Source organism: Streptomyces sp. NPDC021356, assembly GCF_040641015.1.
In the GTDB taxonomy this organism is placed as follows: Bacteria; Actinomycetota; Actinomycetes; order Streptomycetales; family Streptomycetaceae; genus Streptomyces.
This window is the reverse complement of sequence record NZ_JBFACU010000039.1, coordinates 1-20,234: the sequence shown is the minus strand read 5'-3', so window position 1 is coordinate 20,234 and position 20,234 is coordinate 1. Positions and strand designations below refer to the sequence as shown.

The following is a 20,234-nucleotide window of genomic DNA, read 5'->3' as shown; positions in this document are numbered from 1 at the left end:
GGTCAGCCGTTCCTCACCCGCACAATGGTCTGGACAGACTTCACGTACAGAGAAAGCGAAACCCCACCATGGACCTCGGCGTGCGCTGGAAACTGCACGGTGACGGGCGCACGCCCGCACCCGGAGCGGTGGTCCGGCCCGACGAACGGCTGTCCTGGCCCCGCACGGTCGGGCTCGGCGCCCAGCACGTCGTGGCCATGTTCGGCGCCTCCTTCGTGGCCCCCGTGCTCATGGGCCTCGACCCGAACCTCGCGATCATGATGTCGGGCGTGGCGACCGTGCTCTTCCTGCTGGCCACGCGCGGCCGGGTGCCCAGCTACCTGGGCTGTTCGCTCTCGTTCGTCGGCGTCGCCGCGGTGATCCGGGCGCAGGGCGGCACGAGCGCGACAGTGACCGGCGCGGTCTTCGTCGTGGGCGTCGTGCTGTTCCTGGTCGGTCTGGCGGTGCAGCGGTTCGGGGCGCGGATCATCCACGCCGCGATGCCGCCGATCGTCACCGGCGCGGTCGTGATGCTGATCGGCTTCAACCTCGCCCCGGTCACCGCCTCCACCTACTGGCCGCAGGACCAGTGGACGGCCCTGCTGGTGATGCTGTTCACCGGTCTGGCCGTGGTCTGCCTGCGGGGTTTCTGGTCCCGGATCGCGATCTTCCTCGGGCTGGTCTTCGGCTACGGCATCTCCTGGGTCTTCGACCGCGTCTTCGGGAAGATCCACTCCGTGGACGGGTCGGGCAAGCTCACCGACCACTGGCGCCTGGACCTCTCCGGCGTCGGCAAGGCCGACTGGATCGGGCTGCCCTCCTTCCACGGCCCGGCGTTCCACTGGTCGGCGATCCTGGTCGCGCTGCCCGTCGTCATCGCGCTGGTCGCCGAGAACGCCGGGCACGTGAAGGCGGTCGGCGAGATGACCGGCGACCCGCTCGACGACAAGCTGGGCACGGCGATCTCGGCGGACGGCGTGGCCTCCATGATCTCCACGGCCGTGGGCGGCCCGCCCAACACCACCTACTCCGAGAACATCGGCGTGATGGCGGCCACCCGCGTCTACTCGACCGCCGCCTACTGGGCCGCCGCGTGCTTCGCGCTGCTGTTCGGCGTCTGCCCCAAGTTCGGCGCCATCGTCGCCGCGATCCCCGGCGGTGTCCTCGGCGGCATCACCGTCATCCTGTACGGCATGATCGGCCTGCTCGGCGCGCAGATCTGGACCAACGCCAGGGTGGACCTGCGCAACCCGCTGAACCTGGTGCCGGCCGCGGCGGGCATCATCATCGGCGTCGGCAACGTCAGCATGAAGTTCACCGACACCTTCTCCCTGAGCGGCATCGCGCTCGGCACGGTCGTCGTCATCACCGGCTACCACGCCCTGCGCGCCTTCGCCCCGGCGCACCTGAAGAAGCAGGAGCCGCTGCTGGACGAGGGAACGTCGTCGTACGACGCCTCCGGGCAGGCCGGTGGCGCCGCCCCGGGGCAGGCGGGCAGCGGCGGGTCCGGGGAGACCGCGAGCGGCGGGCCGGGACGCACCGCGTCATAGGCGAACGGCACCGCGTCCGGGCCCGGATCGCGCGCGCGTTCCCCCGTTCTGGGGAAGCGCCCGGCCGGTCGGCACCCGGACCGGTGCGGGCCTGGGACCCTGCCCCCATGGGGCAATCGGTACAACTCATCCGTCGTCCGGACACAGTGGACGCGGTCGTGGCGCGGATGCGCGACCTGGCCGCCACTCTGCCGGAGCGGGACGGGGTCGCGGTCTTCAACCGGGTCTACCTCGCGGTCACCGAGGAGGTCGGCCGGCGCCTCGCGGCGGGGCGGTTCGCCGACCGGCGGGCCACGACCACCCTGGACGTGCGGTTCGCCGAGCGGTATCTCACCGCTGTGGACCCGGCGGCCGAGGAGCGGCGCGCCCCGGCCTGCTGGCGGCCGGTCCTCCAGTCGCGCCGGCACCCGGGCGTACGGCCGCTGCAGTTCGCGCTGGCCGGCGTCAACGCGCACATCGGCCACGACCTGGCGCTCGCCGTGGTGGACACGTGCGAGGCACTGGAGTGCGAACCGGCCGACCTGGAGGGCGACTTCGAGCGCGTGGGCGATCTCCTCGTCGCCCTGGAGGAGCGCGTGCGCGAGGATCTGATGCCGGGCCCCGACCTGCTCCAGATCGCCGACCCGCTCACCCATCTGCTCGGCGCCTGGAGCCTGGAGCGGGCGCGGGACGCCGCGTGGTCGGCCGCGCGGGCGCTGTGGGCGCTGCGCCGGCTGCCCGACGTGGCCGAGGAGTTCACCCAGCGGCTGGACGCGGCGGTCGGCTTCGCCGGACGCATGATGCTCACGCCGCTGCCCGACTGACCGGGCCGGCCCGGCCCACCGGCCCCTGCCCGGGCGTCCGTCCACCAGGTGCGGCCGTCCGCCGCCGGGGCCCGGCGGCGCCGCCGGGCCGGGGCTTCCCCCAGCCGTTTCCGGACTCCGCGCTGCTCCCCGGAACTCCCGTGTGATCGCTGTACGTTGCCCCATGGACACCGTCGATCACCACCGATCACCGGCGATCACTAAGGAGCGCACCGCCATGGCGACCCGTCTGGGACTGGGCCTTCCGCAGAACCGTCAGTACGACCTCGGCAAGGACGTGCCCGACGTGGCACGCGCCGCGGAGGACATCGGCTACGACAGCCTCTGGGTGTACGAACCGGCGCTCTTCCCGGAGCCCGCCACCCAGGGGCTCTACGGCATCGAGGGCCTGCCCTGGCCCGACTCCTACCGGCACGTGGCCGACCCGCTGGTCACGCTCACCCTGGCCGCGGCGGCCACCGAACGGGTGAGCCTGGGCACCAGTGTGCTGGTGGCCCCGCTGCACGTCCCGTTCCAGCTCGCCAGGACCCTCGCCTCGCTGGACGCGGCCAGCGGCGGCCGGGTGATCGCGGGCTTCGGCACCGGCTGGTCCCTCGACGAGTACGCCGCGTCGGGCATCCGCCCGATCAAGGAGCGCGGCCGGGTGCTGGACGAGGTGATCGACGTGTGCCGGGCGGTGTGGGGCCCCGACCCGGTGCGTCACCACGGCCTGACCACCGAGATCGACTCGGCGGTGGTGGGCCCCAAACCGGCCCGGCCGATCCCGGTCCTGCTGGCCGCGGGCACCCGCAAGGCGCGCGAACGGCTCGTGGAGCACGCGGACGGCTGGCTGCCGACCAGCACGGGCATCGACCAGGTGGCCGCTCAGTGGCACGCGTTGCAGGACCTGGCCGCCGAGCGCGGCCGGCAGCAGCCGATCCGGACCGTGCTGCGGGCGAACGCCCGCTACTCGGCCAAGGCCCGCGAGGGCGCGGACCGGCCGCCCTTCCACGGCAGCGCCGACCAGATCGTCGAGGATCTGTTCGGCTACGTCGAGCTGGGCATGCAGGAGGTCCTGGTCGATCTCCAGAGCACCCTGCGCGACGCGGGGGAGCTGAAGGACGTGGCCGCCGAGGTGCACGAGAAGGCGCGGGCGGCCGGTCTGTGACAGCCCGCACCGGTCTCAGTCCTCGGGGAGTTCGACGGGCGCGATCTCGTCGAAGACGTCACCGGGGCCCGGGTTGGTCGCGTCGGTGGTCCCGCCGAAGTGGTGCATGACGCCCCAGACCGCGTTCAGCGCGGTCTGGATCGCGCCCTCGGCCCAGCCGGCCGTCCAGGAGATGTCGTCGCCGGCGAGGAAGATGCCCCGCTTGTCCTCGGGCAGCCCCTCCTGCATGAAGTGCGTGAACAGGCGCCGCTGGTAGCGGTAGTGGCCGGGCAGGTTGGCCTTGAACGCGCCCATGAAGTAGGGCTCGTTCTCCCAGGAGACCGTCACCGGGTTGCCGATGACGTGCTTCCTGATGTCGACGTTCGGATAGATCTCCGACAGCGACTTGAGCATGACCTCCATCCGCTCGTTCGCGGACAGCGGCAGCCACTTGAGGCTGTCGTCGCACCAGGTGTACGAGAGGCAGATCACGGCGGGCTTGTCCGGGCCGTCGTCGAGGAGGTAGGTGCCGCGGGTCATGCGGTCGGTGAGGGTCATCGACATGACGTCCCGGCCGGTCGGATTTCCCCTGTCGTCGACGGCCTTGTCCAGCCAGAACGGCCGGTCGACCGGGACGAAGAGCTTGCTGGACTCCATGTAGTGGGTGCGCTCGATGGCCGTCCAGTGGTCGATCGGGAACAGCTCGTCGTCGCACTGGATCTTGGACAGCAGCATCCAGGACTGCGCGGTGAAGATCGCCGCCCGGTAGGTGCGGATGTCGCCGTCCGCGTCCGTCACGGTGATGCGGTTGCCCGCGGTGCGGTGCAGCCGGGTCACGGCCGGGCGCGGCTCGCCGCCGGCGTGCAGGGACTTCAGCGAGGTGCCGTACGGCCAGTGGACGATCTTCTCCGGCTCGCGCTCCCACAGCCGGAGCGGCAGTTGCTGCGAGCCGCCGACGATGCCGCGGTGGTGGTCGTCGGCCTCGGTGTAGACGACGCGCAGGATCTCCAGGATGGAGTTGGGGAAATCGGTGTCCCAGCCGCCGGTGCCGAAGCCGACCTGGCCGAAGATCTCCCGGTGCCGGAAGGACTTGAAGGCCTCGGAGTCGCACAGGAAGCCGTAGAACGTCTGGTTGTCGAGCTTCTCGACGAGCCTCGACCAGATCGCGCGGATACGGGGCACGTCCCGCTCGCGCAGGGCGCGGTTCATGTCGGAGAAGTCGGCGCCCTCCTCCAGGCACTTGCTCCAGGCCTCGGCGACGTCACGGTAGACCTGCGGCAGGTCGTCGATCGTCTCGGCGTAGTGCGACTCGCCCTTGAGGTCGACGACGGTCGACGGGGTGGCCTCCGCGAGGGGGTTCGGGAAGGGCCGGGTCTCCAGTCCCACCAGGTCGATGTAGTGCTGGAGTGCCGTGGAGGACGGCGGGAAGCGCATCGCGCCCATCTCGGCGGTGAGGGCGGGGTCGCAGCCCTCGAAACCGACGGTGCGCAGCCGGCCGCCGATCCGGTCCGCCTCGTAGACGACGGGCCTGAGGCCCATCTTCATCAGCTCGTAGGCGGCCACGATGCCGGACAGGCCGCCGCCGATGACCGCGACCTCGGTGCCGTGCCCGGTCGCGGGTATCTGGCCGAGCCCCGCCGGGTGGGCGAGGAAGTCGTCGTACGCGTACGGGAAGTCCGGGCCGAACATGGTGATCGGCGGCTGCTGCTCGTCTGCGTGCTCGACGGCGTTGGGCACGGTGGACGTCATGGGGTACGGACTCCTTGCACGGGAAAGCTTCGGGGGGTTCGGGGTGCGGGGATGTGCCTCGGCCGGCCTCAGCCGAGAGACCCGTAGAGACCGGGGCGGCGGTCGAGCAGGTACGGGTTGGCCTCGCGGGAGCGGGCGAGGAAGGCCGGGTCGACGTCCGCGAGGAGGAGTTCCTCGTCGCGGCCCGCGCGGGTGCGGGTGACCCCGTCGGGGCCGGCCAGGGCCGAGAGGCCGACGAACTCGAACTCGCCCTCCGGGCCGACCCGGTTGACGTAGGCGACGTACATCTGGTTCTCGAAGGCGCGCACCGGCACGACCGACTCGGCGACGAACTGGTACGGGTGCATCTGCGCGGTCGGCACGAGGAGGAGGTCGGTGCCGGCGAGGGCGTGGGCGCGGACGTTCTCCGGGAACTCGACGTCGTAGCAGATCATCATGCCGACGGTCAGACCGTCCAGCTCGGCCTGGACGACGGGCTGCTCGCCCGGCGTGAAGTGGTCGCGCTCGAAGCAGCCGAAGAGGTGGGTCTTGCGGTAGTTCGCCAGTCGGGTGCCGTCGGCTGAGATCAGCTGCGCGGAGTTGAACACGGCCCCGCCGTCCCGCTCCGGGTAGCCGTAGCCGACCGCGAGGCCGTGCCGGCCGGCGAGGTCGGCGACGGCGTCCGCGAAGTCGCCGTCGGCGGGCTCGGCGAGGCGGCCGATGCCGTCGCCGATCGCGTACCCGGTCAGGAACAGCTCCGGCGTCACCAGCAGCCGCGCCCCGGCCGCGGCGGCGCGCTCCGCGGCGGCGTCGAGGACCTTGAGGTTGTCCGCGACGGAGCCGGGGCGGCCGGAGCTCTGGAGCAGGGCGGTGCGCATGCGGGATCCTTGCCGGTCAACGGGGGTTCTGGGTCGGTTAGACGGTACGGGCGCAGGGTTGCGCGGAACAAGCGGGAGCCGTTGCGCACGTGTGGACGATCCGTTGCGTCCGGAAGCGGCTGATCGGCGAATCGTTGCGCCCCGGGGTGATGCCGTGGTCGCAGTACGTGCCTGGTCCTCTCCCCCGCCCGGCGGAGACGGGTGCCGACCGCGGGCGGACGCGGTGCGGGCCCGGTCACGGGAGGGTGAGCACACCTGGACGGGCCGGGTGGCACGACGACACAGGGGGTTTCCCATGGCCATGGGACGCATGCGGATTCTGGTGGCGACGGCGACGGCGGCGGCGCTGGCCGTGGCCGCGGCGGGCTCGGCCGGCGCCACGGCCGAGGGCGCCCACGGCCCACGGCCGCAGCGCGAGGCGGCAGCCCTGACCGGCACGGCCAAGCTGTACCGGCCGCTCGGCGACGACATCACGTTCAGCATCGACGCGCATCTGGCGGCGAAGGACAACATGGACCCGGCGAAGGCGTACGGCACGTTCTCGTTCAGCCACTATCTGCACGGCAGGGGCGGCTGGGCCAGGGGCAGGGTCGACTGCCTGACGACGGGCGGGAGGACGGCCGTGATGACGGGTGTGGTGACCGACTCGGACACCCCGTTCAAGGGGCACCGGGTCGGCATCACGGTCACCGACGACGGCGCCCACGACCGGCTCGGCTACACCTGGGAGAGCCCGGACACCGAGACGCTCACCGTGCCCCGGTGCCTGGGCGGGGCACCGTTCGAGTTCGTCAAGAAGGGCAGCGGCGACTTCCGGGTGCTGCCCTGGCACCCGGTGTATCCCACGAAGTAGGCGCCGGGGTCAGGTGGGCGAGCCGGAGGAGAAGCGGCGCAGGAGGGGTGACAGGACCAGGACCGACTTGGTCCGCTCCACGAACGGCTCGCCCGCGATGCGTTCCAGGACCCGCTCGAAGTGCCGCATGTCGGCGGCGAAGACCTGGGCGATCGCGTCCGCGTCACCGGTGACGGTGGACGCGGCCACGACCTCCTGGTAGCGCTCCAGGCCGCGCTGGATGGTCTCCGGCGAGGTGTTGCTCCGGCAGTAGATCTCCACGTAGCCCTCGGTCTGCCAGCCGAGCGCCGCGGGGTCGACGCGGACGGTGAAGCCGGTGATGGCGCCGGTGGCGCGCAGCCGGTCCACGCGCCGTTTGACGGCGGGCGCGGAGAGGCCGATCAGCTGCCCGATGTCCGCGTAGGAGCGGCGGGCGTCCTCGGCGAGGGCGTGCACGATGTGTTCGTCGAGATCGTTCAGCACGGGGTGTGGGTCACTTCTTCGGGCTCGGGCCGGCTCTGAGGGGCTAGTGGGCTGCCGTGGCGGGGCTCTCCGGAGCCGCCAGACGGGAACGGCGGTAGCCGTACACGAAGTAGAACACGAGCCCGACGGCCATCCAGATTCCGAAGACCACCCAGGTGACCGTGGACAGGCTGCCCATCATCCACACGCACAGCACGAAGCCGATCGCGGGCAGCACCGGGGACAGCGGCACCCGGAAGGTGCGGTGCATGGCCGGGCGGGTCCGGCGCAGCATCACGACGGCCACGTTGACCAGGGCGAAGGCGAAGAGAGTGCCGATGCTGGTGGCGTCCGCGAGCTGTCCCAGCGGGATGGCGGCGGCCAGCACACCGCAGAAGAGGGACACGATGACCGTGTTCACCCGGGGGGCGCCCGACTTCGGGTGGACGCGGGAGAACGCCTTGGGCACCAGGCCGTCGCGGGACATCGCGAACAGGATGCGGGTCTGGCCGTAGAGCACGGTCAGCACGACGCTGGCGATGGCGATGACCGCGCAGAAGGCCAGCAGGGTCCCCCAGAAGCTCTGGCCGGTGACCTCGCGCATGATCTGGGCGAGCGCCGCCTCCGAGTCGTTGAACTGCCGCCAGGGCTTGGCACCCACGGCGACGGCGGCGACCAGGACGTACAGCGCGGTGACGATCACCAGGGAGAGCATGATCGCGCGGGGCAGGTCGCGCTGGGCGTTCTTGGCCTCCTCACCGGCCGTGGAGGCGGCGTCGAAGCCGATGTACGAGAAGAAGAGCGTCGCGCCGGCCGCGCTCACGCCGCCCATGCCGAGCGGCATGAAGTGGGAGTAGTTGCCGGAGCGGAAGCCCTGGACGCCGATCGCGCAGAACAGCACCAGGGCGGCGATCTTCACGCAGACCATGATCGTGTTGGCGCGCGCGGACTCCTTGGCGCCGCCGAGCAGGAAGGTCATCGCCAGCAGGACGACGATCAGCGCGGGCAGGTTGAAGACACCGCCGTCACCGGGCGGGGCCGACAGGGCCGCCGGTATGGTCACGCCGATCGTGCCCTTGAGCAGCTCGTTGAGGTACTCGCCCCAGCCGACGGCGACGGCGGCCACCGACACGCCGTACTCCAGGATCAGGCACCATCCGCAGACCCAGGCGATCAGCTCGCCCATCGTTGCGTATGCGTACGAGTACGAGGATCCGGAGACCGGGATGGTGCCGGCCAGCTCCGCGTAGGACAGGGCGGAGAAGAGGGCCGTCAGACCGGCGATCACGAAGGAGATCGTGACGGCCGGGCCGGCCTTGGGGACGGCCTCGCCGAGGACCACGAAGATGCCGGTGCCCAGGGTGGCACCGATGCTGATCATGGTGAGCTGCCAGAGTCCCAGGGACCGCCTGAGGCTGCCTCCCTCTCCCTGGCCACCCTCAGCGACCAGGCGTTCCACCGGCTTGCGACGCATCAGGCGCGCACCGACGGACGAAGGGACGGTGAGGGTGCGGTTCGGCGGTGCGCCTTGGTCGAGCACGCGCGGCTCCTTGTCGCTGCGATTTCTTCGAGCGGCGGGGACCGGTGGCACCACGTCCCGTGGGGACCCACCGAGCGGGGTCCCTGCCACGCCATGTACAGCGCAGACCCTACGAGGCTGCGCTTCACAAGCGTAATGCAGCAACCTTGCGTCTACCTGCAAGATCGTTGCGTTCCGGGGGCTTGCGCGGGTGTTCGTTGCGCGGGTGCTTTGGACCGTTGCGCGCGGGACGGGCGGGAGTGTCCCGGTGTGCCACGGGACGCCGACGGCCCCCGGCGTCCCGTGAGCGGGACGGCGGGGGCCGTCGGGGAGAGGGGTCCGCCCGGCCTCGGCCGGCGGGGGCGGCGGTCAGTTCCAGCTGGCGTGCAGCGGCTTGCCCTCGGCGTAGCCGGCCGCGCTCTGGATGCCGACGATCGCCTTGTCGGCGAACTCCTCCAGGGAGTTGGCGCCGGCGTAGGTGCAGGAGGAACGGACACCCGCGATGATCGAGTCGATCAGGTCCTCGACGCCCGGGCGGGTCGGGTCGAGGAACATCCGGGACGTGGAGATGCCCTCCTCGAACAGCCCCTTGCGGGCCCGGTCGTAGGACGACTCCTCCGAGGTGCGGTTGCGCACCGCGCGGGCGGAGGCCATGCCGAAGGACTCCTTGTAGAGGCGGCCGTTCGCGTCCTGCTGGAGGTCGCCCGGCGACTCGTACGTGCCCGCGAACCAGGAGCCGACCATCACGTTGGAGGCGCCGGCCGCGAGGGCCATGGCCACGTCGCGGGGGTGACGGACGCCACCGTCGGCCCACACGTGCTTGCCGTACTTCCTGGCCTCGGCCGCGCACTCCAGCACGGCGGAGAACTGCGGCCGGCCGACACCGGTCATCATCCGGGTGGTGCACATGGCGCCGGGACCCACGCCGACCTTGATGATGTCGGCGCCCGCGTCGATCAGGTCCTTGACGCCCTCGGCGGAGACGATGTTGCCCGCCACGATCGGGACCTGCGGGTCGAGGTCGCGGACCAGCTTGATCGCGCTGATCATCGACTCCTGGTGGCCGTGCGCCGTGTCGATGACGAGGGTGTCGACACCGGCGTCGAGGAGCTGCTTCGCCTTGCCCGCCACGTCGCCGTTGATGCCGACGGCGGCGGCGATGCGGAGCCTGCCGTGCGCGTCGGCGGCGGGGGTGTAGAGCGTGGCGCGCAGGGCGCCCTTGCGGGTCAGGATGCCGACGAGGCGGCCGTCCGCGTCCACGGCGGGCGCGTAGCGGCGGTTGGCGGCGTCGAGCCGGTTGAAGGCCTCGCGCGGGTCGATGTCCGCGTCCAGGAGCACCAGGTCCCGGCTCATGACGACTTCGAGCTGGGTGAAGCGGTCCACGCCGGTCAGATCCTGGTCGGTGACCACACCGACGGGCCGGTGGTCCTCGTCGACGACCACACCGGCGTTGTGCGCGCGCTTGGGCAGCAGCGCGAGGGCGTCGGCGACCGTCTGGTGCGGGGCCAGCACGATCGGGGTGTCCAGGACGTGGTGGCGGCCCTTGACCCAGGAGATCACCTCGGTGACGACCTCGATCGGGATGTCCTGCGGTATGACCACCAGACCGCCGCGACGGGCCACGGTCTCGGCCATGCGGCGGCCGGCGATCGCGGTCATGTTGGCGACGACGAGCGGGATGGTGGTGCCCGTGCCGTCCGGGGAGCTGAGGTCCACGCCCTGTCGCGAGCCGACCGCGCTGCGGCTCGGCACCATGAAGACGTCGTCGTACGTCAGGTCGTACGCGGGCTGGATGTCGTTGAGGAAACGCACGTGCTGCACATCCCAGTCGATCAGAGGTGGCCCCCGGACAGGTCAGCCAGGGGGAAAGAGCACGTACTTCATTGTCCCATGCCGGATGGCCGGTCATGTCCTGTCGCAACATCCAGGCTGGTCAGCGGGGTCTTAGGAGGAACCTCCGAGGTCCAGGGCGACGGCCAGCGCGGGGGTGCGGTCCGCCGCCTGGGCGAACACGTCCTCGGCGATGCGCCACTCCTCGGGACGGCCCGCTGCGTACGCGCGCCAGCCCCGGACGACGAGCAGCAGCCCGCGCCCGGCCGCCTCTTTCGGCCACACCGAGGGGTCGGCGAGGGAATCGGCCAGCGCGTCCCAGTTGCGGCCGAACCAGCCGGGCAGCGCGAGGGCCCGCGCCACCCGGTCCATCAGGCCCGCCTTGTCCGTGACCCCGTCGAGGTCCAGCGCGACCACGAGCCGGCCGGCCAGGTCTTCGCTCATCTCAGCACCGCCCGGAACGAGTCGTAGTGGTCGTCGGTGTAGTAGATCTCCCCGCCCTGCCCGGTGACGAGGCGCCGGGCGCCGCGGTCGCGCGATCCCGGGGTCCTGACCGTGTACTCGTGGTAGTAGCCCCGCACGTGTCTCGGCAGCCGCTTCTCGACGTTGCCGAAGACGACGCCGTCCTGGGGATACGGGAAGGGGCCGCCCCGGTCGATGAGGGCGAGGGTGTGCCGGGCCTCGGCCGGCAGCCGGGACTCCCGGACGGTGGCCGTGCCACGTGCCCAGGAGGGCGTGGCGGCGCCGGCCGCAGCCGGACCCGACGCGGAGGACCGGGCGGGAGCGGGCGTCGCGCTCCCCCTGGTGGCACCGCCCGAGGCGGAGCCCCCGGTCGAACACCCCGCCAGCAGGACGGCGAGACAGACGAGGAGACCCGCGCACGCACGGGGGACGGACCGCACCAGCATGCCGACGATGCTCCCACGGCCGTTCCCCGGCGGCCCGCTGTCAGACCCCGTCCGGGTCCGCCCGGTTCAGGGCGGGCCTGGGGGCCGGCCCGGCCGTCATCAGGTAGTCGGCGGCCGAGGTGTCCGTGACCAGGCTGGTGACCAGCCCCGAGCGCAGCACCGCGTCGATCGCGGCGGCCTTGCGCTGGCCGCCCGCGATGGCGACGACCTCGGGGATACGGCGGAGCTGGTCGGCCTTGACCGTGATGCACCGCTCCCCCAGGTCGCGGCCGATCCGGCGGCCCTCGGCGTCGAAGAGGTGCGCGGCCATCTCGGCGGCGACACCGAGCGAGGCGTAGTGGGCGCGCTCCTCGTCGCTGAGCATGTCGTGCACCGTGGAGATGCCCGGCTCCCAGGAACCGATGGACACGCAGGCGACGGTGACCTTGTCGAAGTACTCGAAGGCCCGGGCGATCCCGGTCTGGTTGCGCAGCGCCGCCGCGGTGGCCGCGTCCGGCAGCAGCATCGGCGCGTAGATCGGGTGCGCGTCGCCGCCGGAGACCTGGGCGGCGCGGCGCACGGCCTCCACCGAGCCGCGCTCGGACGTACCGGCGTCGTACACGCCGGTCAGCTGCACCACCGTGCACGGGGGCAGCCGGTCGAGGGCCGCCGCCATGTGGATGGTGGAGCGGCCCCAGGCCAGACCGAGGACGTCGCCCTCGTCGACCAGTTCGCCGAGCAGGTCGGCCGCGACCTCCCCGAGGTTCTCCGGGTCGGGCGTCTCCTCGGCCTCGGCCGGGGACTCGACCACGACGGCGTGCCTGAGGCCGTAGCGGGCGCGGAGCGCGTCGGAGCGCTCGGCGTCCAGTTCGGCCGGCACACGGATCTCGATGCGCACGAGATCCCGTTCGAGAGCGGTCTCCAGGACCCTGGCCACCTTGAACCGGCTGACGCCGAACTCCTCGGCGATCTGGATCTTGGACTTGCCCTCGAGGTAGAAGCGGCGGGCCATGGCCGCCGCCTGCACCAGCTCAGCGGGTCCCATCCGCACTGCTGACCGGCCCGCCGACATACCCGACACGGCGATCTCCTCACTGCTGTTCACACTCTGGATTCGCCGTTCATCCTTGCAGATCCGGCGCTGTTGATCAGCCCTGATGAGAGCCGTTCATGTTCCTGATGCTCAGTGGTTGCACGCCCAGGACGCCTGGGAGGTGGCCTTCTCGGCCTGTGTGCGCAGGGCACGGACCGCTTCGGCCGGGTCCTCGGCGCCGTAGACCGCGGATCCGGCGACGAAGACGTCGGCTCCGGCGTCCGCGCACCGCTCGATCGTCGAGGCCGACACACCGCCGTCCACCTGGAGCCACAGCTGCAGGCCGTGCTTGCCGATCAGCTCCCTGGTGCGGCGGATCTTGGGCAGCATGATGTCGAGGAACGCCTGCCCGCCGAAGCCCGGTTCCACCGTCATGATCAGGAGCATGTCCAGCTCGGGGAGCAGGTCCTCGTACGGTTCGACGGGCGTGGCGGGCTTGAGCGCCATCGACGCCCTGGCGCCCTTGGCGCGGATCTCGCGGGCCAGCCGTACGGGAGCGGCGGCGGCCTCCACGTGGAAGGTGACCGAGGAGGCGCCCGCCTCCACGTACTGCGGCGCCCACCGGTCGGGGTCCTCGATCATCAGGTGGCAGTCCAGCGGGGTGTCCGCCGCCCGCGCCAGGGACTCCACGACCGGCACCCCGAGCGTGAGGTTGGGGACGAAGTGGTTGTCCATCACGTCGACGTGGAGCCAGTCGGCCCCTTCGACCGCCTTCGCCTCCTCGGCGAGGCGCGCGAAGTCGGCGGACAGGATGCTGGGGTTGATCTGCACGGCCATGCCCCAAGCCTGCCATGCCGCGGCGCTGGGCTGTAACGGCGGTCCCTGGGGGTTGTGCGTTGCCCGCGGGCGGTGGGGCTGAGCGCGTGTGTCGTCCGCGGGACGGTGGGGGCTCGGCGCGCGGTTCCCCGCGCCCCTGGGGGAGCTGCCCCCGCCGGGGTCCCGGCCGGTGCGGTCGGCTGCGGCGGGGGGCTGCGGGGTCGTGCGTTGTCCGCGGGACGGTGGGGGCTCAGCGCGCAGTTCCCCGCGCCCCTGGGGGAGCCGCCCCCACCGGGGTCCCGGCCGGTGCGGTCGGCTGCGGCGGGGGCTGCGGGGTCGTGCGTTGTCCGCGGGACAGTGAGGGCTCAGCGCGCAGTTCCCCGCGCCCCTGGGGGAGCCGCCCCCGGCGGGGTTCAGGCGGTTCTGCGGATCAGGGCCAGGTACATCGCGTCCGTGCCGTGCAGGTGCGGCCACAACTGGAGGTCGGGGCCCTCGCCCAGGGCGGGGACGCCGGGGAGCAGCGGCCTCGCGTCAATCAGTTCCGCCTGCGGGAACTGCTTGAGCAGATCGGCGACGACCGCCCGGGTCTCGGCGAGGTGCGGGGAGCAGGTGGCGTAGCCGACGACACCGCCGACGCGGACCGACTCCAGCGCCGTGCGGAGCAGGCCGCGCTGGAGGGGCGCGAAGCCGTCCAGGTCCTCGGGGCGGCGCCGCCACCGTGCCTCGGGACGGCGGCGCAGGGCGCCGAGGCCGGTGCACGGCACGTCCACGAGGACGCGGTCGAAGCTGCCGGGCCGCCAGGCGGGACGCGTCCCGTCGGCGGCGACGACCTGGTACGGGCCCGGGTTCCCGGCGAGCGCCTTGGCCACCAGTCCGGCCCGGTGCGGCTGCTTCTCCGAGGCGAGCAGCACCGCCCCGCGCTCGGCGGCGAGGGCGGCGAGCAGGGCCGCCTTGCCGCCGGGCCCGGCGCAACCGTCCAGCCACTTCGTGTCCGGGCCGTCGACGGGCGCGTTCGCCAGGGCGAGGGCGACGAGCTGACTGCCCTCGTCCTGCACGCCCGCGCGTCCTTCGCGCACCGCGTCCACAGCGCCCGGCTCGCCGCCCTCGGTGAGCCGCACGGCGTACGGGGACCAGCGGCCCGGCACCGCCGCCTCCTCGCGCAGCAGTTCCTGCGTGGTGGCCCGGCCGGGCCGGGCCACCAGGGTCACCTCGGGCCGCTCGTTGTCGGCGTCCAGGAGGTCCTCGATGCCCGCGCGTCCGCCGCCGAGCGAGTCCCACAGGGCGGAGACGACCCAGCGCGGATGGGAGTGGACGACGGCGAGGTGGTCCTCGGGGTCCTCGTCGTAGGGCGGGGCGACCTTCTCCAGCCAGGCGTCGAGGTCGTGCTGGGCGACCTTGCGCAGCACCGCGTTGACGAACTTGGCCCGCCCGTCGCCGAGCACCACCCGGGCCAGCTCGACCGTGGCGGAGACGGCGGCGTGGCTCGGGATGCGGGTGCCGAGCAGCTGGTGGGCGCCGAGGCCGAGGACGTCGAGGACGGGCGGGTCCACCTCCCGCAGCGGCCGGTCCACGCAGGCGGCGATGATCGCGTCGTACGTCCCCTGCCGGCGCAGCGTCCCGTAGACCAGCTCGGTGGCGAGCGCCGCGTCCCGCCCGTCGAAGTCGCCCTTCTCCCTGGCCTTGCGCAGCAGCGGCGGCAGGACGAGGTTCGCGTACGCGTCCCGTTCGTCCACGGCGCGCAGCGCGTCGAAGGCGAGGATGCGGACGGGGTCCTTCTGGGGCCGGCGGTAGGGCTTGGCAGGCTTGCGGGGCCGACGGGGGGTGTCGCTCACGAAAAGGTGCTCCGGATGTCTGGGGGCGCCGCGCACGGACGCGCTGGGCGGGGCCGGACGCGGGTGCGCGGGCCCGGTGCGCTGTGCCCCCAGCCTACGGCCCGCGAGGCGGCGCCCGACCGGCGCCCGGCGGCAAGAGGGCACGGCACGGGCCTGCGGACCACCCGGCGGCAAGAGCACGCGGCAGGGGCCTGCCGACCCCCAGCAGCAAGAGCACGCGGCACAGGCCTGCCGACCCCCAGCAGCAAGAACACGCGGCACAGCCCCGCCGACCCCCAGCACCAAGAGCACGCGGCACGACCCTGCCGACCCCCCGGCGCGTCACCTCCGCGGACCGCCGGGTCCCCGACCGGCTCCAGGTCCGCCCCGCGACGGCACCCCAGCGCTCCCCCGCACTTCACGCCGAACCAGCACGCCCCGGGCGACCGCCGGCCGTGCCACGGCCCCGGTCGGCACCGAACTGCCGCTCCCGGCCGGCCGTGGGCCCGCATGCCCGTACGGCGGCCCGGCGCACCCGGCGCCGCTCGTGGGCGGCGCCGGGCGCCGCGCGGGGCGCAGCCCTTCAGCCCCCGAGCGTCTCGCCCTCCGTGATGCGCGCGCCGCGTGCCCAGTCCGCCGCCCGCATCGGCTTCTTGCCCTGGGCCTGCACCCAGAGCAGTTCGACCGCGTACGAGCCCGTGCCCGCGTGGACGCTGTTCTTGCCGACGGCCAGGGTTCCCGGCGCGAGGTCGGTGCGCTGCGGCACGGGGGCGGCCTGGATCAGCTTGAGGCGTTCGCCGCGGAACGTGGTCCAGGCTCCCGGCGCCGGCGTGCAGCCGCGCACCACGCGGTCGACGCGCAGGGCGGGGGCCGCCCAGTCGATCCGGGCGTCCTCGACGGTGATCTTGGGGGCGAGGGTCACGCCCTCCGCCCGCTGCGGCACGGCCTTCAGGGTGCCGTCCTCGATGCCGTCCATGGTCGCGGCGAGCAGTCCCGCGCCGGCGAGGGCGAGCCGGGTGAGCAGGTCACCGCTGGTGTCGGTGGGGCGGATCGCCTCCGTGACGGTGCCGTAGACCGGGCCGGAGTCCAGTCCCTCCTCGATGAGGAACGTGGAGGCACCGGTGATCTCGTCACCCGCCATGATGCTGTGCTGCACCGGCGCGGCGCCGCGCCAGGCGGGCAGCAGGGAGAAGTGCAGGTTGACCCAGCCGTGCGCGGGGATGTCCAGGGCGGTCCTGGGCAGCAGGGCGCCGTAGGCGACGACGGGGCAGCAGTCCGGGGCGATCTCCTTGAGCCGCTCCTGGAACTCGGGCTCGCGCGGCCGGGCGGGCTTGAGCACCTCGATCCCGGCCTCCTCCGCGCGCTCGGCGACCGGGCTCGCGATCAGCCTGCGTCCGCGCCCGGCCGGTGCGTCGGGGCGGGTGACGACGGCCGCGACCTCGTGCCGCCCGGAGGCGAGCAGGGCGTCCAGGGCGGGAACGGCGACCTCGGGGGTACCGGCGAAGACGAGCTTCATGAGCGGGTGCGGGCCTCTCGGTCGGGGTGGGTACGCGGCCCACAAGTCTATGGCCACGAAGGGGAACCGCCGAAGGCGAGGAACGCAGCGCACGCCCGACGCGCGGGGGCGTACGCATATGCCCTTACGCCCCCACAGCGTGACCAGCGGGCCGAAAACGCGTTGGTCAAGTGAGAGTTGACCAAAAGGGGCCGCTCGTACGGCCCGTTCCTTTCAACGCCGGTTCGAGAGGCTTGTTCATGGCCGACCACGCAACCCACGACGCCCAGGCCCGGGCCAGCCTTCACTTGCTGGTGCGGGACATCGAGCGGGTCCGCCGCCAGGTGGACGCGCTGCGCACGCTCACCGCCCAGTTGGGCAACGTCTACCGCCCACGCCGCTCCGGCCCCTCCACGGGCTTCGTCGTCTACGGACGGGCGCCCGCCCCGACGGTCCGTCTCGCGCAGGAGCTGCGGGACAGCGTCGAGACCCTGGTCACGGCCGCCGTCGACTTCGACCGCTCGCTCGGTTTCTCGTGGGACGCCGTGGGTTCGGCGCTCGGCGTCACCAAGCAGGCGGTGCACCGGCGTTACGGCGCGCGCCGCGCCGCCGCGCAGGCTGCTGCAGCCGAGGCCGAGCGTGCGCCGGAGACGCCCGGCTCCCACCCGGTCAACGTGGGCACCGGCATCACGGCGGTTCCCACGGTGCCGGCGGCCCGCTCCATGCCGACCCAGCCGACCGCCGGCAGCCCGTCGCTGCGCGAGGACGTCAGGCCCACGGCCTTCCCCGGCCCGCGCAACGGCTGACGCGCCGACACCGTCACCCCCCGATCGCGCCCTGCCGGCCCCGCAGCCGGCAGGGCCTCACAGCGCACGGGGCCGGAAGCGGCGGCGGTGGCCTCCGCCCGTCACCCGATGTCGTCACCCGATGTCCGGCGGGTCGATCCGCACCCACACGGCCTCGCCGCTCCCCCGGGCCGTCCGTGCCGCCTGGGCGGCCTTCAGGGCCGTGGCGAGGGCGGACCCGCTGCCGGGAGGTACGCGCACCAGCGCCCTCTCCCACTGCTCGCCGGGCGGCGGCGCGCCGGGCCGCCGGGGGCGTCCGGCCGGGGTGACCGGTACGGGCACGGGGCCGAGGATCTCGGCCCGGTCCGGCAGTTCGACGCCACGCAGGAAGTCCGCGACCGCCTCCACGGGACCCGTCACGGCCGCCATCCGCGACACCGGCGGGAAGCCCAGTTCGGCCCGCTCGGACAGCTCCCGCAGCGCGTGTCCCACGGGGTCCCAGCGCACCAGTGCCTGCACGGGCCGCAGCGTCGGCTCGGCCACGACGACCACCGTGCCGCCCGCCTCCTGCGGCCGCGTCAGGGCCGCCGCGCCGATCCAGCGGCGCAGGGCGTCCTCGCCGGCCCGCAGGTCGGGCCGGCCCAGCATGGCCCAGCCGTCCAGCAGGAGGGCCGCCGCGTAGCCGCCGTCGGCGACCGGCTCGGCGCCTGGTGTGCTCACCACCAGGGCGGGCGTGTCCGGCACCGTGTCGAGCACCTGCTCGCGGCCCGAGGTGCGCACCGGCACGGCGGGGAAGACCCGCCCCAGTTCCTCCGCGGTGCGCCGCGCCCCGACGATCTGGGCCCGCAGCCGGAACGACCCGCACTCCGGACAGTGCCAGGCGGATTCCTCCCGTCCGCACCACCCGCAGCGCAGGACTCCCGCGTCCTGCCCCTCCAGCGGACCGGCGCAGTGCCGGCAGCGTGCGGGCGCCCGGCACTGCGCACAGGCCATCCGCGGCGCGTACCCGCGGCGCGGGACCTGCACCAGCACGGGGCCGTGCCGCAGGCCCTCCCTGGCCGCCTGCCAGGCGAGCGAGGGCAGCCGGGCGGCCCGCGCGGCCTCGTCCCGGGCGAGGTCGCCGTCGCCCACGGTGCGCACGAGCGGGGCCGCCCGCCGCACCTGCTCGCGGGCCGCGGCCAGAGGCCGCGCCCAGCCGGACTCGACGAGCTGCGCCGCCTCCACGGTGCAGCTCCAGCTGCCCAGCAGGAAGGCGCACCGGTCCTGCGCGGCGCGCAGCAGCAGCACCTCGCGCGCGTGCGGCTGTGGCGCGTGCTGCTCGCTGTGGCTGTCGTCCCCGTCGTCCCAGAGGGCGACCAGTCCGAGGTCGCGGACCGGCGCGAACATGGCGGCGCGGGTTCCGACCACCGCCCGTACGGAGCCTCTGCTGACCGCGAGCCACTGCCGGTAGCGCTTCTCGGGCCCCGCGTCGGCGGTGAGCAGCGCGTGCCGTCCCGCACCGAGGAGGGCGGTGAGCGCGGCGTCGAGGCGGGCGGCGATCCGGCCGTCGGGGACGACCACGAGCGCGCCCCGCCCGGAGGCGAGCGTCGCGGCGACGGCCCGGGCCATCTCCTCGCTCCACCGCGGTCCGGGCAGGGCGTTCCACACCGCGCGGGGGGCGCCCCGGGCGGCCAGTGACTCGATGAAGGCCGCGCCGTGCTCGTAACGGGTCCAGGAACCGGGGTCCGGGGCCCCGGGCGGTGGCAGCGGGGCGGGCGACGGCCGCTGTTCGGCGCGCGCGTTGCGCGGCGGCACGGCGAGCTGGAGCACGTCGGCGACGCTCCCGGCGTAGCGGTCGGCGACGGCGCGGACCAGCGCCAGCAGCTCCTCGCCGAGGACCGGCTCGGGGGAGACGACCTGGGCGAGCGCGGCCAGGGGCCCGGAGTAGTCGGACTCGGCCCGCCGCTCGACGAGGAACCCGTCGATGAGGCCGCCGCCCTCGCGCCGGCCCTCCCGCACCCGGTGCCGTCCGGCTCCGAACCGCACCCGCACCCGCACGCCGGGCTGCGCGTCGGCGTCGAGTTCGGCGGGCACCGCGTAGTCGAAGGAGCGGTCGAGGTGGAGCACGCCCTTGTCGACGATCACCCGGGCGACCGGCAGGTGCTCGGCCAGCGCCGCGCCGCGCCAGGTCCGGGGCTTGGCGCGGGGCGCCTTCGCCTTGCGCACGCTCTCCCGGATGAGCGCAAGCTGCTCGGGCGGCGCCCCCTCGGCCCCGCCGTCCCCCGGCCCGTTCTCGCTGCTCACGCTTGCATTCTTACCAAACGGCACCGACAACCGACGCGCGGCGGCCCTGCCGGCGACCGCGGATCACCGGGGCCGCGGCGCGAGCGCGCCGTAGACCCTACGGCGCGGGGAGGGGCGGCGCCGCGGTGACCTCACGAGCTTCCGCACGCCCGGTGCCTCCGCGTCGTACGCCCTCGTCCGGCCGAACCGGCGGGGCCCGTCCGGACGACGACGCCGGCCCCCGGACCGCGGTCAGGTCCTGGGGCCGGCGTGCTGTACGAAGTGCCCGGGGTCGGGCAGGGCCTAGAAGCCCACCGCCTGGCGCAGTGCGTCCACGCGGTCCGTGCGCTCCCAGGTGAAGTCGGGCAGCTCGCGGCCGAAGTGGCCGTAGGCGGCGGTCTGGGAGTAGATCGGGCGGAGCAGGTCGAGGTCGCGGAT

18 protein-coding genes are annotated in these 20,234 nt (G+C 73.5%); 5 read left to right on the top strand and 13 right to left on the bottom strand.

The features are described from left to right. Positions 1–68 precede the first annotated feature (68 nt). From AB0G56_RS35410 to AB0G56_RS35400, 3 genes are all read left to right on the top strand, one after another. Positions 69–1,529, top strand: a complete 1,461-nt coding sequence (locus AB0G56_RS35410) for a solute carrier family 23 protein (RefSeq protein ID WP_360978150.1) — start codon at positions 69–71, stop codon at positions 1,527–1,529. 107 nt (positions 1,530–1,636) lie between these two features. Beyond that, positions 1,637–2,332, top strand: a complete 696-nt coding sequence (locus AB0G56_RS35405) for a DUF5995 family protein (protein WP_360978147.1) — start codon at positions 1,637–1,639, stop codon at positions 2,330–2,332. Between the two features lie 217 nt (positions 2,333–2,549). After that, positions 2,550–3,479 carry an LLM class F420-dependent oxidoreductase gene (locus AB0G56_RS35400; RefSeq protein ID WP_360978144.1) on the top strand — a complete coding sequence of 310 codons (930 nt, stop codon included), beginning with the start codon at positions 2,550–2,552 and terminating at the stop codon, positions 3,477–3,479. A 15-nt stretch (positions 3,480–3,494) separates the two neighbouring features. Here AB0G56_RS35400 and AB0G56_RS35395 read toward each other — a convergent pair whose 3' ends face one another. Together AB0G56_RS35395 and AB0G56_RS35390 are read right to left on the bottom strand one after the other, a co-directional pair. Further along, complete coding sequence (locus tag AB0G56_RS35395; protein WP_360978141.1) at positions 3,495–5,207, bottom strand: NAD(P)/FAD-dependent oxidoreductase; 1,713 nt, start codon at positions 5,205–5,207, stop codon at positions 3,495–3,497. Positions 5,208–5,275: 68 nt separating this feature from the next. Continuing rightward, on the bottom strand, positions 5,276–6,064 hold the full coding sequence (locus AB0G56_RS35390; protein WP_360978138.1) for a carbon-nitrogen hydrolase family protein: 789 nt from the start codon (positions 6,062–6,064) through the stop codon (positions 5,276–5,278). Positions 6,065–6,359: 295 nt separating this feature from the next. Here AB0G56_RS35390 and AB0G56_RS35385 point away from each other — a divergent pair, with 295 nt between their 5' ends. Next, positions 6,360–6,917 (top strand): hypothetical protein, encoded by a 558-nt coding sequence (locus tag AB0G56_RS35385; protein WP_360978135.1) that lies wholly within the window; start codon positions 6,360–6,362, stop codon positions 6,915–6,917. A 9-nt stretch (positions 6,918–6,926) separates the two neighbouring features. On the opposite strand, the gene AB0G56_RS35380 is transcribed toward AB0G56_RS35385, so the two are convergent. From AB0G56_RS35380 to fmt, 9 genes are all read right to left on the bottom strand, one after another. Then, positions 6,927–7,379 (bottom strand): Lrp/AsnC family transcriptional regulator, encoded by a 453-nt coding sequence (locus tag AB0G56_RS35380; protein ID WP_360978133.1) that lies wholly within the window; start codon positions 7,377–7,379, stop codon positions 6,927–6,929. A gap of 43 nt (positions 7,380–7,422) precedes the next feature. Then, positions 7,423–8,898 (bottom strand): amino acid permease, encoded by a 1,476-nt coding sequence (locus AB0G56_RS35375; protein WP_360978130.1) that lies wholly within the window; start codon positions 8,896–8,898, stop codon positions 7,423–7,425. Positions 8,899–9,246: 348 nt separating this feature from the next. Then, positions 9,247–10,698, bottom strand: coding sequence for a GuaB1 family IMP dehydrogenase-related protein (locus AB0G56_RS35370; protein ID WP_360978127.1), 1,452 nt, complete (start codon positions 10,696–10,698; stop codon positions 9,247–9,249). Between the two features lie 123 nt (positions 10,699–10,821). Continuing rightward, positions 10,822–11,151 carry a barstar family protein gene (locus AB0G56_RS35365; protein ID WP_360978125.1) on the bottom strand — a complete coding sequence of 110 codons (330 nt, stop codon included), beginning with the start codon at positions 11,149–11,151 and terminating at the stop codon, positions 10,822–10,824. After that, the gene (locus AB0G56_RS35360; RefSeq protein ID WP_360978122.1) at positions 11,148–11,615 is read right to left on the bottom strand and encodes a ribonuclease domain-containing protein; all 468 of its coding nucleotides are present in this window, start codon (positions 11,613–11,615) and stop codon (positions 11,148–11,150) included. The genes AB0G56_RS35365 and AB0G56_RS35360 overlap by 4 nt, the downstream gene beginning before the upstream one ends. A 40-nt stretch (positions 11,616–11,655) precedes the next feature. Then, positions 11,656–12,699 (bottom strand): sugar-binding domain-containing protein, encoded by a 1,044-nt coding sequence (locus AB0G56_RS35355; protein WP_360978119.1) that lies wholly within the window; start codon positions 12,697–12,699, stop codon positions 11,656–11,658. Positions 12,700–12,777: 78 nt separating this feature from the next. Continuing rightward, on the bottom strand, positions 12,778–13,464 hold the full coding sequence (gene rpe, locus AB0G56_RS35350) for a ribulose-phosphate 3-epimerase (protein ID WP_360978116.1): 687 nt from the start codon (positions 13,462–13,464) through the stop codon (positions 12,778–12,780). Positions 13,465–13,856: 392 nt separating this feature from the next. Then, entirely contained in the window at positions 13,857–15,275 is a 1,419-nt protein-coding gene (locus AB0G56_RS35345) for a transcription antitermination factor NusB (protein ID WP_360978113.1), read from the bottom strand. Positions 15,276–15,837: 562 nt separating this feature from the next. After that, a complete protein-coding gene (gene fmt, locus AB0G56_RS35340) occupies positions 15,838–16,770 on the bottom strand; it encodes a methionyl-tRNA formyltransferase (RefSeq protein WP_360978110.1) in 933 nt (310 codons plus the stop codon). A gap of 239 nt (positions 16,771–17,009) precedes the next feature. On the opposite strand from fmt, the gene AB0G56_RS35335 reads away from it, so the two are divergent. Further along, the gene (locus AB0G56_RS35335; RefSeq protein WP_360978107.1) at positions 17,010–17,555 is read left to right on the top strand and encodes a hypothetical protein; all 546 of its coding nucleotides are present in this window, start codon (positions 17,010–17,012) and stop codon (positions 17,553–17,555) included. Positions 17,556–17,669: 114 nt separating this feature from the next. On the opposite strand, the gene AB0G56_RS35330 is transcribed toward AB0G56_RS35335, so the two are convergent. Continuing rightward, the gene (locus AB0G56_RS35330; protein ID WP_360978104.1) at positions 17,670–19,817 is read right to left on the bottom strand and encodes a primosomal protein N'; all 2,148 of its coding nucleotides are present in this window, start codon (positions 19,815–19,817) and stop codon (positions 17,670–17,672) included. Between the two features lie 282 nt (positions 19,818–20,099). Then, positions 20,100–20,234: methionine adenosyltransferase domain-containing protein (locus tag AB0G56_RS35325; protein WP_360978267.1), on the bottom strand; the 135-nt coding region annotated here is incomplete at its 5' end.

What these genes read in the sequence shown, in the direction of transcription:
- AB0G56_RS35410 (WP_360978150.1), top strand. Translation starts at nt 69, where the DNA reads ATGGACCTCGGCGTGCGCTGGAAACTGCACGGTGACGGGCGCACGCCC.
- AB0G56_RS35405 (WP_360978147.1), top strand. Translation starts at nt 1,637, where the DNA reads ATGGGGCAATCGGTACAACTCATCCGTCGTCCGGACACAGTGGACGCG.
- AB0G56_RS35400 (WP_360978144.1), top strand. Translation starts at nt 2,550, where the DNA reads ATGGCGACCCGTCTGGGACTGGGCCTTCCGCAGAACCGTCAGTACGAC.
- AB0G56_RS35395 (WP_360978141.1), bottom strand. Translation starts at nt 5,207, where the DNA reads ATGACGTCCACCGTGCCCAACGCCGTCGAGCACGCAGACGAGCAGCAG.
- AB0G56_RS35390 (WP_360978138.1), bottom strand. Translation starts at nt 6,064, where the DNA reads ATGCGCACCGCCCTGCTCCAGAGCTCCGGCCGCCCCGGCTCCGTCGCG.
- AB0G56_RS35385 (WP_360978135.1), top strand. Translation starts at nt 6,360, where the DNA reads ATGGCCATGGGACGCATGCGGATTCTGGTGGCGACGGCGACGGCGGCG.
- AB0G56_RS35365 (WP_360978125.1), bottom strand. Translation starts at nt 11,151, where the DNA reads ATGAGCGAAGACCTGGCCGGCCGGCTCGTGGTCGCGCTGGACCTCGAC.
- AB0G56_RS35360 (WP_360978122.1), bottom strand. Translation starts at nt 11,615, where the DNA reads ATGCTGGTGCGGTCCGTCCCCCGTGCGTGCGCGGGTCTCCTCGTCTGT.
- rpe (WP_360978116.1), bottom strand. Translation starts at nt 13,464, where the DNA reads ATGGCCGTGCAGATCAACCCCAGCATCCTGTCCGCCGACTTCGCGCGC.
- fmt (WP_360978110.1), bottom strand. Translation starts at nt 16,770, where the DNA reads ATGAAGCTCGTCTTCGCCGGTACCCCCGAGGTCGCCGTTCCCGCCCTG.
- AB0G56_RS35335 (WP_360978107.1), top strand. Translation starts at nt 17,010, where the DNA reads ATGGCCGACCACGCAACCCACGACGCCCAGGCCCGGGCCAGCCTTCAC.